The organism is Psychrobacter sp. PAMC 21119 (genome assembly GCF_000247495.1).
Lineage (GTDB): Bacteria > Pseudomonadota > Gammaproteobacteria > Pseudomonadales > Moraxellaceae > Psychrobacter > Psychrobacter glaciei.
In genome coordinates, this window is the sequence record NZ_AHVZ01000011.1 from 354,428 (window position 1) to 371,585 (window position 17,158).

13 protein-coding genes are annotated in these 17,158 nt (G+C 44.5%); 10 read left to right on the forward strand and 3 right to left on the reverse strand.

Annotated elements, in window-relative coordinates; genetic code table 11:
• Nucleotides 1-341: 341 nt before the first annotated feature.
• The gene (locus RH96_RS05355) at nucleotides 342-3,086 is read right to left on the reverse strand and encodes an AAA family ATPase (RefSeq protein WP_413540221.1); all 2,745 of its coding nucleotides are present in this window, start codon (nucleotides 3,084-3,086) and stop codon (nucleotides 342-344) included.
• Nucleotides 3,087-3,533: 447 nt separating this feature from the next.
• Here RH96_RS05355 and rsmG point away from each other — a divergent pair, with 447 nt between their 5' ends.
• From rsmG to RH96_RS05405, 10 genes are all read left to right on the forward strand, one after another.
• The gene (rsmG, locus tag RH96_RS05360) at nucleotides 3,534-4,250 is read left to right on the forward strand and encodes a 16S rRNA (guanine(527)-N(7))-methyltransferase RsmG (RefSeq protein ID WP_010198183.1); all 717 of its coding nucleotides are present in this window, start codon (nucleotides 3,534-3,536) and stop codon (nucleotides 4,248-4,250) included.
• Between the two features lie 264 nt (nucleotides 4,251-4,514).
• On the forward strand, nucleotides 4,515-5,288 hold the full coding sequence (locus tag RH96_RS05365) for a ParA family protein (protein WP_010198184.1): 774 nt from the start codon (nucleotides 4,515-4,517) through the stop codon (nucleotides 5,286-5,288).
• Between the two features lie 262 nt (nucleotides 5,289-5,550).
• Nucleotides 5,551-6,696, forward strand: coding sequence for a ParB/RepB/Spo0J family partition protein (locus RH96_RS05370; protein WP_010198187.1), 1,146 nt, complete (start codon nucleotides 5,551-5,553; stop codon nucleotides 6,694-6,696).
• 78 nt (nucleotides 6,697-6,774) lie between these two features.
• On the forward strand, nucleotides 6,775-7,509 hold the full coding sequence (locus tag RH96_RS05375; protein WP_010198190.1) for a MotA/TolQ/ExbB proton channel family protein: 735 nt from the start codon (nucleotides 6,775-6,777) through the stop codon (nucleotides 7,507-7,509).
• Between the two features lie 86 nt (nucleotides 7,510-7,595).
• Nucleotides 7,596-8,027 carry an ExbD/TolR family protein gene (locus RH96_RS05380; protein ID WP_010198193.1) on the forward strand — a complete coding sequence of 144 codons (432 nt, stop codon included), beginning with the start codon at nucleotides 7,596-7,598 and terminating at the stop codon, nucleotides 8,025-8,027.
• Between the two features lie 138 nt (nucleotides 8,028-8,165).
• Nucleotides 8,166-9,953, forward strand: coding sequence for a lipid A export permease/ATP-binding protein MsbA (gene msbA, locus RH96_RS05385; protein ID WP_010198196.1), 1,788 nt, complete (start codon nucleotides 8,166-8,168; stop codon nucleotides 9,951-9,953).
• Nucleotides 9,954-10,031: 78 nt separating this feature from the next.
• A complete protein-coding gene (gene lpxK, locus RH96_RS05390) occupies nucleotides 10,032-11,144 on the forward strand; it encodes a tetraacyldisaccharide 4'-kinase (RefSeq protein WP_010198198.1) in 1,113 nt (370 codons plus the stop codon).
• A 35-nt stretch (nucleotides 11,145-11,179) separates the two neighbouring features.
• Nucleotides 11,180-12,028: a 3-deoxy-manno-octulosonate cytidylyltransferase gene (gene kdsB / locus RH96_RS05395; protein ID WP_010198200.1), complete on the forward strand. Its 849-nt coding sequence runs from the start codon at nucleotides 11,180-11,182 to the stop codon at nucleotides 12,026-12,028.
• A gap of 106 nt (nucleotides 12,029-12,134) precedes the next feature.
• Nucleotides 12,135-13,271 carry a DNA polymerase III subunit delta' gene (locus RH96_RS05400; RefSeq protein WP_010198202.1) on the forward strand — a complete coding sequence of 379 codons (1,137 nt, stop codon included), beginning with the start codon at nucleotides 12,135-12,137 and terminating at the stop codon, nucleotides 13,269-13,271.
• Nucleotides 13,272-13,426: 155 nt separating this feature from the next.
• Complete coding sequence (locus tag RH96_RS05405; protein ID WP_010198204.1) at nucleotides 13,427-13,774, forward strand: PilZ domain-containing protein; 348 nt, start codon at nucleotides 13,427-13,429, stop codon at nucleotides 13,772-13,774.
• 156 nt (nucleotides 13,775-13,930) lie between these two features.
• On the opposite strand, the gene ppk2 is transcribed toward RH96_RS05405, so the two are convergent.
• Both ppk2 and RH96_RS05415 read right to left on the reverse strand, forming a co-directional pair.
• Entirely contained in the window at nucleotides 13,931-14,944 is a 1,014-nt protein-coding gene (ppk2, locus tag RH96_RS05410; protein WP_010198205.1) for a polyphosphate kinase 2, read from the reverse strand.
• Nucleotides 14,945-15,180: 236 nt separating this feature from the next.
• Nucleotides 15,181-16,752 (reverse strand): acetyl-CoA C-acetyltransferase, encoded by a 1,572-nt coding sequence (locus RH96_RS05415; RefSeq protein ID WP_010198207.1) that lies wholly within the window; start codon nucleotides 16,750-16,752, stop codon nucleotides 15,181-15,183.
• Between the last annotated feature and the right edge of the window lie 406 nt (nucleotides 16,753-17,158).

Genomic DNA, 17,158 nt, shown 5'->3' on the forward strand with positions numbered 1-17,158 from the left:
TAAGCGATAACCTTTATGAAGTCACGAATCAGTTTTTAGATATCTTTATCGAGTCACTAGCCGTTTATCATCGCAGAAAAGTATCGTAGCGTCTAGGGCATCTCATCATTTAGCCTATTGAGTCGTTAAGTGGTTTTAAACAGCTAACTTTCGCTATAATCAATCCTATATAAACTGGATACGGTGTCAGCCTCACTTAGTCTACTATTTGTCGTACTTTCGCTAGGCTTCCTTGTATCCATATTATATTGAACCAACTATATTAAGCAGCTTATATGGCATTAATGGGCGTTTCAGCACCATTAGTATCGATGCCTTAATCCATACTAATGATTGATATCTTAATTGATACGGGAATCGTCATTCATCACGACTTCATTGTCATCTTTCTTGTCTTTACGTTTCTCTTTTTCTCTCTTGTCCTGTTTTTTTTGACGTTTTGCTTTCTGCTTTTTTTTATCTTTCTTTTTGGACTTCTTATCATTAATATCATCGTCATTGTTATCTTGGTTCTCATCCCATAACATCAGACGGCTTAAAACTTTGCCAAATAATGTCTCTTTACGATAACGACCTTTTTTATTCATGGTATCGATAGGTAAGCCAGTCATCAGTGTCAATGCTTCACTTAGGGTATGGACACCATAAATATGAAATTCTTCCGCTTTGACAGCAGCAATGATATCGTCGCGTAGCATGAGCTGTTTGACATTAGCCATCGGAATGACTACGCCTTGTTGACCCGTTAGCTCTTGCTCGCGGCACGCATCAAAGAATCCTGCAATTTTAGAGTTGATACCACCGACTGCTTGTACTTCGCCCAGCTGGTTCATAGAGCCGGTAATGGCGAATGACTGATCAATCGGCACGTTTGCTAAAGCGGACAACAGCGCGCAGCCTTCGCTGACGGTGGCACTATCGCCATCGATATGGGCGTAGCTTTGCTCAAAAGCGAGCGAAGCACTAAAGTTGAGCGCATGATGTTGGCTAAATAATGCGCGCAAATAGCTGGTCATAATCAGCATTCCCTTAGCGTGCAAGCTACCACCCAAGTCTACGTCGCGCTCGATATCTAGAATCTCACCGGTACCGATATTCGGTTGAATGACCGCAGTCAGACGGGCTGGCATGCCAAACTCACTATCGGCATAGCTGACCACGGTGAGGGCGTTTACTTGTCCAACGGCACTGCCTGTGGTTTGGATAAGCTGCTGACCGTTTTTGAGCTCATCCCAATAGAGGTCACGCAGGTATCCTGAGCGCTCGTCCATATCTTCGATGGCTTGGACCACATGCTTTGCACTGACCACTTCCTGTCCGCCTAAACGCGCATGACGGTTAGACTCATGCAATAGCTTAATCAATAAATCGCTGTGCAAACTTAGTCGATCTTGGTCTTCAGCTTGTAAGCTTAAATGCTCTAGTAGGGCGGCTTGTGCACTACGATCAAACGGGTAGAGGTTGGCATAATCAATGATGTCTGCCATTTTTGCGACCAGTGCCAATTCGTGCTCACTGCTGCGAACCACATCATCATGGAAGTCAGCGCGTACTTTAAACACCGCATCAAACTCAGGCTCAAGCTCTAATAGCTCATAATACAGGTCTGCTTCGCCAAGCAAAATTACCTTAATATCAAGGTCAATGGGCGCAGGTGCTAGCGATAAACTGCCTGTTAAGGTCAGCATTTGCTCAAGGCTTGAGAGTTTGATTTTGCGCGATTGGAGTGCGCGCTTAAGACCCTGCCATGCATAAGGATGCTCAAGTAAATGACTGGCTTCTAACAATAGATAACCACCATTGGCACGATGTAACGCACCGGCTCGAATCATACTGACATCGGTGGTCACTGTACCTAATTGGGTGATTTGCTCAACATGACCCAATAAGTTCAGATGCGTCGGCAAATCTTCAAAGACAACAGGGGCGCCGCTGTCTGGCGTGTGACTGACAATGACATTGACCGCATAGCGGCTTGGAGTCGTCGCCAGAACTGCGGTCACAAACTCTTCATCATCGCCATTGACGATGCGCTCGACATGCGTAACCATGTCGGCAAATACGGCTTTGAGATAATCAACGATTAGCGGATGACTGGAAAACTGCTCATAAATAGGGGTAAACAAAGGCTGTAGGGCACGACGTGCAATATTGCGATGCAGTGCTTCTATAGCGTCATTGGCTTCGTCCTCTAACTGTTCTAGGGCGATGGTCAGCTGACTTAGGCGTTTTTGCATATGGTTCTTTTGCACAAAGTTACTTAGCTCAGCTTCGTATTCACTATTGCCATATTCGTTATCGTCAGCAGCATCGTTGCTAGAAGTGGTGGCTTTCTTACTTTCTCCTATTACTGATGGGTTTTGACTGTTAATAGACGTTTTGTCATCTTTATTATCAGTATTATTACTTTGAGTCGTGGTTTGATCGGTTTCTGCTGCCAATTTGCTTGGATGGACAAACACTGCCTTGTTATCAAAGGAGCGAAACGTCAACGCCAAGTCGTATTGCTTACCTTCCGCATTGAGCACTTCATAGGCCTGACTTTCTTTTTGATGCGTGTCGTTTTTGATGGCCTCGATTTTGCTTTGATACTGGTCGCTACGGAAGCGTTGGCTCAGTCGTTTTTTTGCTTGCTGCCATAAGTGATTGACTTGCTGCTGCAACAGTGAGGCTTGACCAGCAGGTAGGCGCAAGGCTAGTGGGGTGCGTGGATCGGTAAAATTATGCACATAGACCCAGTCGTCAGGCGTGGGTGCATCAGCGGCTATACGCGTTAGCAAACGACTAATGATGGTACGCTTGCCCAAACCATTTTCACCAGCCGCAAACACATGATAGCCACTGGCTTTGATATCTAAAGCCGTCTGCAAGGCTTTTAGCGCGCGCTGCTGACCAAAGCCAACGTCCAAGTCTGGTGCCGTGCGTGTGTCCGTCGGCAGCTCATTTGGTTCGCTATACCGCTTTAGTTGCTCAGCGCTGACAAGGCAGCGCTGCTTAACCTCAGTAAAGAGTGGGTGCGGTGTATCCAGTGTTGCTTGCTTGCCGTCTTTCGGCGCGTCAGTCAATTCAGAAATAGGTGTTACCATATTAGTCGTGTCTTTTTTATTAGCGTCATTTGATATTTTAGACGTGGGGGCATGTTTTTGTTCGGTCATAGGCGTATGGTGTGTCGTCTTAAAAAAGTGGGTTGTTTTAGAGGGTAGAGTGGTTATTTTTTACACAATGTCTTTATGCTTAATTTTGTCTTTATGCTTAATTTTTTATTATTAATTAAAGACATCTTACAAGATATAGCGGTGTTTTAAATAAGTCATTAAACGCAGTTTTGTATCATAATTGGATGCGTCACTGAAAATAATGAATAAAAGAGCAGCAGATGGATGGTCAGTTTAATGCCATCAAAGCAGAATAACGCCTCAATAGCAGCGCAGATAGTATAAGATGTCTCACATTGGCGCAATCTGCAACTATTCAATAGGCAGGCTGCATGATAAAATAGTCGGTTCACATGTCAAAACTGGATAACTCGTTGTATGTCAGCTTCCGCTAAAACCACTTCATCGTCTGCTCGCACGGGAAATATTTCTATTGATCCTACGGGCTTTGTTAAGCTTGGTGCGCAATTGCCAGCGTTGGCCAATATATTGGCACAAGCGATAAACGAGCTAAGTCTACCCGTAAGTGAGACACAGCAGCGCACGTTATTATTGTACTTAGACCAGCTTTTATTGTGGAATAAAGCGTATAATCTGACCGCCATCACCGATCCAGAAGAAGCGTTGATTAAGCATGTGATTGATTGTTTGTCTATTATAACGCATTTACCGTCAGGCTCGCTGCTGGATATCGGCACAGGGGCTGGCTTGCCCGCCGTAATAATTGCGATTTGTCAGCCTGAGCGGCAGTGTACGGCGCTTGATAGCAATCAAAAAAAGATTCGCTTTATTAAGCAAATCAGTAGCGAGCTTGGCTTGAGCAATATGCAGCCTATTGCCTCTCGTATTGAAGCGCATGAGGCCAGCTATGACGTGGTTACTTCTAGAGCATTTGCCAGCCTCATAGATTTTGTTGAAGTCGCGCAGCCAAGACTGGCGGATAACGGCTATCTGTGTGCGATGAAAGGTAAAGCGCCAAGTGATGAAGAGCTACAAGCGCTAGATAACGACTGGCATATTAAGACGATTAAGCTTAAAGTGCCACGTCTGCATGACAGTCGGCATTTAATTGAAATGTCTGCTAAAAATGTCTAAGCTATGAGCACCTTGTAGTCGTGAAACATCGTTTACCTTGGTATCTAAATAGCATAATATCTAAAAAATCTGGATGCAAAGCGAGTTATTTATATTGTAAGTATCATTTGTATTATAGTGATAAGAAGCTGAACGCCAAGCATTGCGATTGCTAAAATGACTATTAATAACAGGCAACCAGTAAAATCTGGCGGTCACAGATACATAGTACAGACAGTCGGTAAAATACAGTAAGTAAAGACCCTAATTAAATTGAGTGAGTGTATGGAAATCATAGCAATTGCGAATCAAAAAGGCGGCGTGGGTAAAACCACGACGGCGGTAAATTTGACCGCCAGCTTGGCTGCTAAGCGCAAGCACGTACTGCTGATTGACCTAGACCCACAAGGCAATGCGACCAGTGGTACTGGTGTGGATAAAAATGCATTAGAGTTGACCATCGCTGATGTGTTGCTAGATGGCGTCTCGTTGTCTGATACCATTGTTGCCAGTCCAGCAGGGTTTGATGTGATCGGTGCCAATCGTGATTTGGCTGGTATGGATATCACCTTGATGAGTAAAACCAACAGTCATGAGCTCTTTAAGACAGCGATGGCAGCGTTGGTCAATGATCAAGTCGCTGCGAATAAACCCCCATACGACTATGTCATTATAGACTGTGCCCCTAGTTTGAACTTGCTAACGATTAATGCCTTGGTCGCCACTGACGGGGTTATTATTCCTATGCAGTGTGAGTATTACGCACTAGAAGGCCTAGCGGACTTGTCGCAAACGATTGAGCGTTTGACTGAACTCAATCCGAAGCTCTATATTCGCGGCGTCGTCAGAACATTATTCGATTCACGTAACACGCTGGCTCGCGATGTCTCTGCTGAATTAGAAGCGCACTTTGGCGATATCATGTACAAGACGCACATTCCAAGAAATATCCGCTTGGCAGAAGCGCCAGCGCACGGCCTGCCAGTTATCGCCTACGAGCGCTGGTCAAAAGGGGCACGCGCTTATCAGAAACTGGCTGCTGAAGTGATGAAACAGTGATCAAAAAGCCGCTAGTTTTTGTGTCTAAGCGTAAAAACTGGTCATAATGGAAAATGACCAAACAGAAAAATAGTATTAAACATCGTATTTATTATAGTCAATCTAAAATAATATCAATACCAGCAAACCGAGTGCTAGCGATACATTAGTATGGTCAGCGAGGTTGACAACGTAATGATTTTATAATGGGCAGGCTATAGTAATGAGTAAGCCGCATTCACAATTATTTGGCTTTTATTTTAGCGTTAGAGGATAGGTAATCATGGCGAAGAAAAGAGGGTTGGCTGCTAATCGAGGCTTGGATGCCTTGTTAGGGTCAATCAAAAAAGAAAAGCAAATTACCGCCTCTGCCTTGCAAGACGATATGGCTGCGCGTGACAACACTTTGCCAGCTGAAACATCAGATACTGATATGCTCAACACCAGTGTGCCCGCCAAAACTGTAGGTACAAAAGCCAATGAAAAACCGATGGCAAACGCCATAGGATCTGGCACGACTAACCGTAATCGTACAATGCGGTCACCGCGGATAGCTAGTAAAACAGCTGCCAATAAATCCCGTACTGCTGGCACAGACAATAATGGAACAGAAGACCAAATTAGCTTGGTACAAATTGATGTCACGCGTCTACAAGCGGGTAAATACCAGCCACGCCGTGACATGAGTGAAACTGCGCTGATGGAATTGGCGTCCTCTATTGAACAGCATGGCGTGATGCAGCCCATCGTTATTCGTCCATTACTGGCTAACGAAGACAAAAGCGAAGCATTCGTTACCCATGAAATCATCGCTGGCGAGCGCCGCTGGCGTGCCGCAAAAATGGCAGGTAAAGCCGTGATACCAGCGATTGAGCGTGCATTGTCAGATGAGCTGGCTATTGCACTGGCATTGATTGAAAATATCCAGCGTGAAGACCTGTCAGTGATTGACCAAGCCGCCGCATTACAGCGTTTTCATACAGAGTTTGGTATGAGTCATGCGATGATTGCTGAAGTTGTTGGCAAGGCGCGTACGACCGTATCGAACCTACTACGTTTGAACCAGTTACATGATACAGTAAAAGACCATTTAGCAAACAGCGCCCTAGATATGGGTCATGCCCGCACGCTTTTGGCATTGTCCTCTGAGCAGCAACCTATCATTGCGCAAAAAATCATTGATGGCGGCATGACGGTGCGAGAAGCTGAAAAGCTGGTCAAGTCAATTTTGCAGCCCGCACCCAAAACCAACCGTACGGAAAAAGCACAGTCTCGTGATGCAGAGCGTTTAACGCAGCGTTTAACAGACATGCTTGGTGCTGAAGTTAAGCTTAAGCATAAAAAAGACGGGCAAGGCAGTGTCGAGATATTCTTCCACAGCCAAGATCAGCTAGCCGCTTTGATTAAACATATAGAAGCGCAGGTTTGATAGTTTCCGTCAGGTTATAACAACGGTTCAAACCATCTTTATAAAACATATTTTTTCAAAATATAAAAGAGAGTCAGTATGTGGGAGTTGGTAAAGGCGGGTGGATGGTTGATGACGCCGATTGTGGTGTGTTCAATATTGGCGTTGGTCATCATTATTGAGCGTAGCCATACCTTGCAATTTAATAAAGTTGCCCCGAGTAGATTACGCGAACAGCTCATTACCCGTTTACGTGAGAATGGCGATATTGGGCGTACCCAGTTGATGAATGTCAAAGAAAAGACCGCTCTGGGTGATATTTTAGCGACAGGACTGCTTTATCGTCAGTATGGACTAGAGTCGATGACGATGCATATGCAAAACCGTGCAAGTGTGCAAGTGCATCAATTAGAAAAAAACATCAATATGCTCGGTACTATAGGTGCGATTGCACCGTTGCTCGGACTATTAGGGACGGTACTGGGGATTATCTCGTCGTTCTTAGCGATTACTGATGGCGCGATGCAAGATCCAACGATGCTTGCTGCTGGTGTGTCACAAGCCTTGATTACGACTGCTGCTGGTATGATTGTGGCTATCCCAGCATTGGTTGCCTATCGCTATTTTCAGCGCCGTATCATTGATATCAATGCCCAGTTTGAGACCCAAGCAGGACTAATGATTCAAGAGCTGTATGATTATCAACTGTTTGAAAATACTTACAACCCTAGTTCAAAGACCTCAGCACATCGTGCATCATCGGATGAGACTGTAGGTAATGAACATTCAACCAGTGTTTTAAGCTCAGATAATGGTATTGCAATGACGTCGTAGTATGAATAATTTCATTGGTACTACGCATCATGATATGAATAGTCATTCATTGAAAAACTGAGTATTAAGCATTTAAAGAGGGTGATATGCGCTTTAGAAAACCAACCGTCGAGCCGCTTGAAATCAATTTAACGCCAATGATCGATTGTCTATTATTTTTAATTGTATTCTTGCTGCTGGCAACGTCGTTTAATCATTTTAGTCGCTTAAATATCATTCTGCCTGAAGCGGAAGGCGTGGCACTGACCGAACAGAAAAACAGCATTGAAGTCGCCGTGCAAGAAGATGGTAGTTATTTAGTCAATGGCATTACGCTTGCCAGTAGTAATGAGGCTGAGTTGACCAGTATGTTACAGCAAGAGGCGGGCAGTAATCGTGATATGCTATTCGTTATTGCAGCAGATGCCAACGCTACCCATCAATCAGTGGTAAGAGTCATGGATATCGCTGGCAAACTGGGGTTTTTGAACTTAAATATTAGTACTGTTGTACCGCTTGGTCAGCCTTTACCACAATAATATTTTGATCCTGTTTGCGCTGTGATTTTTAATTGTACTATTTAAACGTTTAAGCGCTGTATTATCACATCAATACCATTATAAAACTGTGCTACTAGCACAGTCCATTCATGTCATGACACTCAAATTGAGGCTTTTATGAGCCAAGCTTATCAACCGGACTCTGCAAAAACTTCTATTAAGAAAATATCAGTGTCTTTAGAAAGCCCGCCTAAGCATAAAACATTACTGCGTCTACTCAGCTACCTAAAACCATATTGGTGGGCACTGCTATTGACGGTCGTGGGCTTTGCGATTAATGCGGGGACAGAGATTTGGATTGCTAAGTTACTACAATATATCACTGATGCCATCAATCAAAATGATCAAAGCAAGAAAGCCTTATTTCCCCTATTGATCATCGGACTGTTCTTTGTACGCGGTGTGGGTAGCTTTTTGGGTAATTACTACTCTGCTTTGGTCTCGCGCAACTTGGTCTATGAGTTGCGAGTAGAGGTGTTCAATAAACTGCTGCGTTTGCCAAGCTCATTTTATTTGGCCAATCCCGCTGGGACTATTTCATCGAAATTGATATTTGATGTTGAACAAGTCACCGCCGCGAGTACAGACTCTATGAAGACGTTGCTGCGTGATGGTTTGACCGTCGTGGCGTTGATAGGTTTTTTGCTGTATAGCAATTGGCGTTTGACCTTGATTCTATTTGTCGTATTGCCGCCCATACTATGGCTCATTCGCATCGCCTCCAAGCGTTATCTCAAGCTCTCTAAAGGCATTCAAAAGACGATGGGCAACGTCAGCCATATCACCAATGAAGTCATCGGTGGCTATCAAGTCGTAAAAAACTACGGTGGGCAAGCGTACGAAGCTGAACGCTTTGATAAAACATCAAAAAAGAACTTGCGCCAAGGCATGAAAGTTGTCGTTACCAACAGCATCAATACGCCTGCGGTACAGCTATTGATGGCGATGGCGATGTCAGTTGTGGTGTGGCTCGCGCTGAGACCTGCGGTAATAGATAATATTTCAGCTGGTGAGTTTATCTCATACATTGCAGCAGCAGGCTTGCTGAGCAAGCCAGTCAGGTCGCTCACCGATATCAATCAAAAATTGCAAAAAGGCATTGCCGCTGGTGAGTCTATTTTTGCGCTACTTGATGAGCCAGAAGAAGAAGACACAGGTACAATAAACAAAGCACTGTCAGGTGAGATGTCGTTAGAGAATATCAGTTTGATTTATCCTGATTCGACGGTCGCCCTGCATGACTTTACATTGAACATAAAAGCAGGTGAGACGGTTGCACTCGTGGGACGAAGCGGTGCAGGTAAGTCATCGTTAGTTAATTTATTGACGCGCACTCTAGAAGCCTCTTCAGGGCAGATTACGTTAGATGGTATGCCCATTGAAAGTATTAAGTTAGAGAGTTTGCGCGCCCAAATTGCCATGGTGAATCAGCAAGTAGTCCTGTTTAATACCACAGTTTTCAACAATATTGCTTATGGCAGCTTAGCTAATAAGACCCAAGCTGAAGTGGAACGTGCCGCAAAAGATGCCTTTGCTCATGATTTTATTATGAAGATGCCAAACGGTTATCAAAGTGAGGTCGGTGCTGAAGGCTTGCAACTGTCTGGTGGTCAACGTCAACGCTTATCGATTGCTCGCGCCTTGTTAAAAGACGCCCCGATTCTAATCTTAGATGAGGCGACCAGTGCGCTTGATAATGAGTCAGAATATTACATTCAGCAAGCGCTTGATAACGTAATGAAAGATCGTACTACACTGGTTATTGCACATCGATTAACCACGATTGAGTCAGCCGATCGTATCGCTGTACTAGATGGCGGTCAGATCGTTGAGCTAGGGACGCATGACGAGTTGATGCAGATGCAAGGTCACTACGCGCAAATGTATGAGCGCGATTTTGAGTAAGATTATGAACGATTTTACTAAGGTTTGAACGATAAAGTGTGAACGAGCACTAGGCTAATAAAAAAGTGACCAATACGAATGAGCATTGAGACGACAGTGACGCGTGCTTGGCAACGTCAAGCCGCTTGGTTGTGGCTATTATTGCCGATTAGCTGGTTGTATGGGCTCATTACCATGCTGCGTCGTCAAGCTTATAAGATGGGCTTACTATCCAGTTACCGCGCCCCAGTTCCTGTGATGGTGATTGGTAATATCAGCGTGGGTGGCAGTGGCAAGACGCCATTAATTATTGCCTTGGTTGATTATCTACAAGACCGAGGCGTAAAAGTAGGTGTTATCAGTCGCGGTTACGGTGGCGATAGCAGTCAAATGCCAGCTTTGGTCGATGCCGCCAGTTTACCCAATGTGGTAGGGGATGAGCCTTGTTTGATTGTCAATATGACAGATGCGCCCATGGCAGTATGTCCCAATCGCGAGCAGGCAATTACTACTTTATTAGATGCTCATCCAGACCTGCAATTAATCATTGCCGACGATGGCTTACAGCACTATGCGTTGCAACGTGACATTGAATGGATTGTGGTCGATTCAGCACGAGGCTTTGGTAATAAGCAATTACTCCCAACTGGATTTTTACGTGAGCCAATGTCACGGTTAGAAGGTGCTACGGTTATTTATCATGAAGGGCCAAATAACAGTGCAGCGCCTCATAATAAAAACACCAAGCAGCAGTCACAAGCTGATCATCTGTCCATGCACCTGCAAGCGGACGACATGAAATTATTATGGCAACCTGTATTAGCTGACGCTCAAATTGATGCGCCTAAAAAGGGCAGCAGAGTCCATGCGGTGAGCGGTATTGGCTATCCGCAGCGGTTTTTTGATACTTTACACTCGCTTGGCTTTGAGGTTGTAGGTCACCCTTATCCTGACCATTATGATTTTAGCTTGGCTGACTTGTTGCAATATCGCGAATACCCCGTCGTGATAACCACTAAAGATGCGGTAAAAATACGAGCTTTGCTATTGAAAGCAACTGCGGCGCAAACGTTGAGCAATGACCATATAGAGCTTGTAAGTAGACTCTGGATATTGCCAGTAACAGCGGTGTTATCGGATAGTTGTTATGACAATTTACAGCAGCAGTTAACCGTTTTAAATATTGATATGTCTAATAGTGAAAAGCTGTAATTCTTAGAATTTAAATGATTTTGTAGGAATAAACTATGTCGCCCATCATTACGCCCGCCAAAACGCATATTGTCGTTCCTGCTCGCTTTAAGAGTACTCGACTACCCGGTAAGCCTTTGTTAAATATTCATGGCAAGCCAATGATTCTTTGGGTCGCCGAAAAGGCGCAGGCAGCACACTTCGCTGATGATATGTGTATTGCGACCGATGATGAGCGTATTGCAAAAGTGTGTATGGATGCGGGTTTTGATGTGGTGATGACCAGCGCAGAGCACGCTTCAGGGACTGACCGTTTGGCTGAAGTCGCTGCCATTAAAGGCTGGGCTGAGCATGATATTGTGGTTAATATGCAAGGTGATGAACCGTTGGTACCGCCGCTATTATTAGAGCAGGTAAAGGCGCTTTTGGTAGCAGACAATGACAGCGTGATGGCTACCTTGTGTGAGCCTATTGATGACCACGAGACTTTTATGCGTCCATCAGTGGTAAAGGTTGTCAGTCAGCACGCTAATGATTTGCAACGGGCGCTATATTTCAGCCGAGCACCGATTCCTTGCGATCGAGATGTTGTATTGGCTAATGAGAGCCATAAGCAGCCGCCAAAGAACGCTTATCGTCATTTAGGATTATATGCTTATCGCGTTAGCCTATTGCAGCAGTTTGTACATTGGCCGCAGACACCGCTTGAGATACTTGAAAGCTTAGAGCAATTACGTGTTTTAGAGAATGGTGGTCATATTGCTATTGCCACAGCCGCTTGCCAGCTGCCAGCAGGTGTCGATACTCAAGAAGATTTAGAGCGTTTAAATAGCATGAGCTTGGCGGATTTTCAAAACCCTCTCTCTCTAAATAGCCTAAGTAAAAATAAACTTCCTGCTAAGTGACACTATTACACTACCTAATCGCACTACCTACTAATTTATCAGGCACATTTATCAAGCATAATAGTCGTCAAGTACAGTCATCAAGCAAAGCTATAGAGCAAAATTTATGAGTGACCTCACAGAAAGTACAGGTGCATTAGATACATCAGATGGCATTTATTTTGCACCGTTACTGCCGTGGCAGAAAACTCTGTGGTCGCAGTTGACCAAGCGGGTGTCAACGTCGCAACAGTCTTTGCCTCATGCAATGCTCGCAGCAGGGATGCAAGGTATGGGCAAGCGTGCTTTTGTATGGCGTTTGGTCGCTTGGTTGTTGTGTCGTCAGCGTGATACTCATCCATTTGGCGCTTGCGCCGAGTGTGAAAGCTGCCAGTGGCTCAGATCCGGTACGCATCCAAGCTTACAAGTGCTTCCTATCGTCAGTATGCCGGTCAGTGTGGAAAACGCAAATAATAAAGAAGCTGCCAGTAGTAGTGCTAAAGACAAAAAATCTGCCAAAGCCGCTAGCAATAGTGCTCTTAAAATAAAAGTTGATGATATTCGTGCGTTGCAGCCTTTTATTTATCAAGGCGGGCAAGGGATGCGCATCTGCGTGCTAGATCATGCCGAAAAAATGACGGTTGCTGCTGCCAACGCGCTGCTTAAGACTTTGGAAGAGCCGCAAGCGCAAGTTCATTTATTTTTACTCAGCGATACGCCAGCGCAGCTTTTACCGACCATTAAAAGTCGGGTTCAACAGCTGCCACTTCAGACCATTGAGCCTGCTACTGCCGTTGAATATGTGACGCAGGCGCTTGGATCTACGGTCAATCGTGAAGCGGTCGGTACAGCGGCAATTGAGCAACTTATCCAACTGGCAAATGGTGCGCCTTTAGCGACGATAGCGCTGGCGCAGGCACCTTGGTATAGTAAGCGTGCATTGTGGCTGACAACGTGGCAAGCACTACGTAGTGGCAAACGAAGTAGTATCGCAGCCAGCGATTATTGGCAAACCCAGCTTAGTATCATAGAGTTTATCCAGCTGTCTGAGCTGATGCTGCTTGATATGCGCCGTGTTTGCTTGGGGCTGAGCGAACTGCAAAAAGATATCAGTCTCTCAGTAGCATTAGACGCTTATCAACCTACTGACAGTGGTTTAGAAGGCTTTGCGGCTAGCCTACAGCAGACTAAAATTGCCCTACAACAAAATGTGCAAGAAAAATTCGCCTATGATAAGCTGATGCAAGAATTGGCTTATCTATAGTCAATCCACTGTAGAAATTAAGTGCAGCAGGACTAAGAATATTAAGACCAAGATTAAGATGCTCATTATTATTTGATGATCTATTAATGCGTTGGTCTAGCTATGATTTATCATTTATAAAATACCTCAAAACTCATTTATAAAGGAAGCTGACTATGGCAATGCCAGGGCGTGGCGGGATTTTAACCTGCCATATGGAAGATATCGAAACGTTATACGCCAGCTATTTATCCTTTGTAAATAATGGTGCCTTGTTTATTTCCTCTGATCGCGTGCAAAAGCTGGGCGATGAGGTGTTTATTGCGGTGACTTTACCCAACTCTAGCGAGCGCTTACCGATGAATGGTAAGGTGGTGTGGATTAACTATAAAGCCCAAAGCGGCCGCCCTGCAGGTTTTGCGGTGCAGATTGGCACTGATATCGCGGGACAGCGAATCAAAAACGAAGTTGAGCGCTTATTGGCTGGTAAAATAGACAGCTTGCAGTCTACTTATACCATGTAGCGTGTCTATCTATTCGTGCGCTTATCTACTGAAATAATGATGAATTTCAAGGTGGATAGTAAGATAAAAAACACCACTTTATATATGTATAAGGTGGTGTTTTTTTAAGCAAAATATGACTGGGTTAAATGAGGCTAAGCAAAGCAGGAGTGTGTTTTAGTAACGCGGCGGTACATACATATCGTCTGGAATCGGCTCACGATAGTACTCATCATCACGCTTGCGCTCGGGTAGCTCTACCTCATCGCGCGGCACTTCTTTGTAAGGAATTTGCTCCAGTAGATGCGCAACACAATTTAGCCTCGCGCGCTTCTTATTATTACCTTCGACCACCCACCACGGCGCTTCAGGGATATGAGTACGCTCAAACATGGTCTCTTTTGCCTTGGTATAGTCCTCCCAACGCCGCCGTGATTGGAGATCCATTGCTGAAAGCTTCCACTGTTTAAGAGGATCATGAATGCGGCTCATAAAGCGTGAATGTTGCTCATCATCAGTAATTGAAAACCAGTATTTCACTAAGCGAATACCAGAGCGTACTAGCATGCGCTCAAATTCGGGCACCGACTGAAAAAACTCTTCATACTGCGCATCCGTGCAAAACCCCATGACGCGCTCGACACCCACACGGTTATACCAACTACGATCAAAAAGTACAATCTCACCAGCGGCTGGCAAGTGCGCCACATAACGCTGAAAATACCATTGTGATTGCTCACGTTCCGTTGGTGCAGGCAGGGCAGCGACCCTACAAACGCGCGGGTTTAATCGCTGAGTGATACGCTTGATAGCACCACCTTTGCCTGCAGAATCACGACCCTCAAATATCACCACAATACGCTCACCACGAGCCACTACCCAATCTTGTAACTTGATAAGTTCCCGCTGTAGGCGCACTAACTCTTTAAAATACATACGGCGATCTAATCTTTCTTGCTCGCTCATTTCCCGACCATCAAACCGAAAGTCTCGCATGTAATCATCTATTTCATTCTCAAGCTCTTCGTCATAGGTATCAATCAAGTCTTGATGCATCTTATGGCGCAGCTCATCATCAAAGATTTCCTTATCCATGCGACCAATAAAATTGGCCTGCTCAGATGAGGTGAGCTCATTACGCTCTTGCGCGGTCAATGAATTGGGTTCAATCGCTGAGGGTATTTTGCTCATATCAAGCTCCAGATAAATGATGTTATGGTTATTATTGATTATTCTTACTTTATCATATCTGCTAGCAGTGTTATGCGTTGGCTACGTTTTATTATTGTGTTGTCTGACGGTTTCTGACCGAATTTGTAACTATTGATGGATAGAAGATAGGTACAAAAAAACACCCTCTAATCGATTGATTAAAGGGTGTTTTAAAACTTTCAGCTATTTATTGCCGAGTTACCTCAGCTAGAAATTTACTTCTCTAGGATGCAAGTCACGCCTTGACCACCTGCGGCGCAGATAGAGATAAGCACACGTCCTGAGCCTTTTTGATCCAGTAATTTAGCAGCCGTTGCTAAGATACGACCACCAGTGGCAGCAAATGGATGCCCTGCCGCAAGTGATGAACCATTCACATTGAGCTTGCTACGGTCGATAGAGCCTAGTGGCGCGTCAAGACCTAGACGCTCTTCACAGAACTTCTCATCTTCCCAAGCAGTTAATGTTGATAATACTTGTGAAGCAAAAGCTTCATGAATTTCGTAAAAATCAAAATCCTGCAACGTCAGACCAGCACGCTCAAGCATACGCGGTACGGCATATGCAGGCGCCATTAACAAGCCTTCTGTCGTGCCAGATTTACCGATGAAATCAACAGCAGCTGTTTCTTGATGGACGATATAAGCCAATGGCTTCAGACCATGCTCTTTTGCCCATTCATCCGTACCCAGTAGTACACAAGAAGCACCATCAGTTAGCGGCGTAGAGTTAGCAGCCGTCATCGTCGGGTTAGCATTCTTTCTGCCAAATACTGGCTTTAGTTTACCCAGTTTTTCTAAAGTGGTGTCCGGACGCAAGTTATTGTCGCGCGTTAGACCTTTATATGGAGTGATTAGGTCATCAAAGAAACCTTCATCATAAGCGCGCGCTAGGTTTTGATGGCTATTAAAAGCAAGCTCATCTTGTGCTTCACGGCTGATATTCCATTCAAGTGCAGTGATGGCTTGATGATCGCCCATTGATAAACCAGTACGTGGCTCACCATTTTTTGGCGCATCGAGTAAGTCTTTTGGATTTAAGCCCATTAATGCTTTTAGACGTTGTTTGTTGTCTTTAGCAGCACCCAATTTGATAAGGACTTTACGTAGGCCATCGCCAACTGCGATAGGGGCATCAGATGTAGTATCTACGCCACCAGTAATGGCTGAATCGATAAGACCAAGGGCGATTTTGTTAGCAGAAGCAAAGGTCGCTTGCAAGCCAGTACCACAAGCTTGTGAGATGTCATAAGTTGGGGTATGTGGGTTCAGATCGGTGTTCAGTGTGGCTTCACGAGTTAGGTTGATATCACGGCTTAATTTCATAACGGCACCAGCGACAACTTCACCGATTTTTTCGTCTTGCAAATTAAAGCGCTCAACCAAGCCATTCAATGCAGCGGTTAGCATATCTGTGTTGCTGACGTCTGCATATGAGCCATTTGAGCGTGCAAATGGGATACGGTTACCACCTAAAATTGCGACGCGGTTTAGACCAGAAGCAAGCTTCGTAGCGCTTGATTTTTTAGCAGAGGTAGCGGTCTTTTTGGCAGCAGGAGTATCGACTTTATCATCAGCGGCTTTTTTGCTGGTAGTGTCTTTAGCGGCACTTGTTTTAGTGTCGGTGCTGCTGGTTTTCTTAGCCGTCGCTTCTTTCTTGTTGCTCTCTGGCTTAGCATTATCTGGCTTAGCGCTATCTGATTTGGTACTGCTTGATTTGTTGTCGGTAGACTTTACGACAGTGCTTTCAACAACAGGACTCTCAGGGTGATTATTTTTATTACTCATAATATTATCCTTAAAATATTGGCAGAAAAAAAGAAGGTAGCCCTTAAAAAGGGTTACTAATTAAAATGTACTGCTTAAGTTGCTTGCAGGTATTACTTAATAATTTAATGCAATGAGCAAATGTTATCATTTATTATGCCGTCTAGCTGTGTATCATAAGACGTTTTTGCTGCCTTACTGTATGTCTTTAGCAAACTATGTGACACTTATTTAAGCTCAGTAATCTCTCAGTCCACTGATAGCTATAAAAGCAGCCATGATATTTCTTAGAATGATAACTTTCGTAGACTGGCTAGTATTGATTATTAGCATTGCATAACGGCACGTTTGATAATATATTGTTATCGATAAATGCATTTGCCATAACTTATAGGTCTGATTTTAGCACAACATGGCGATTTTTAAA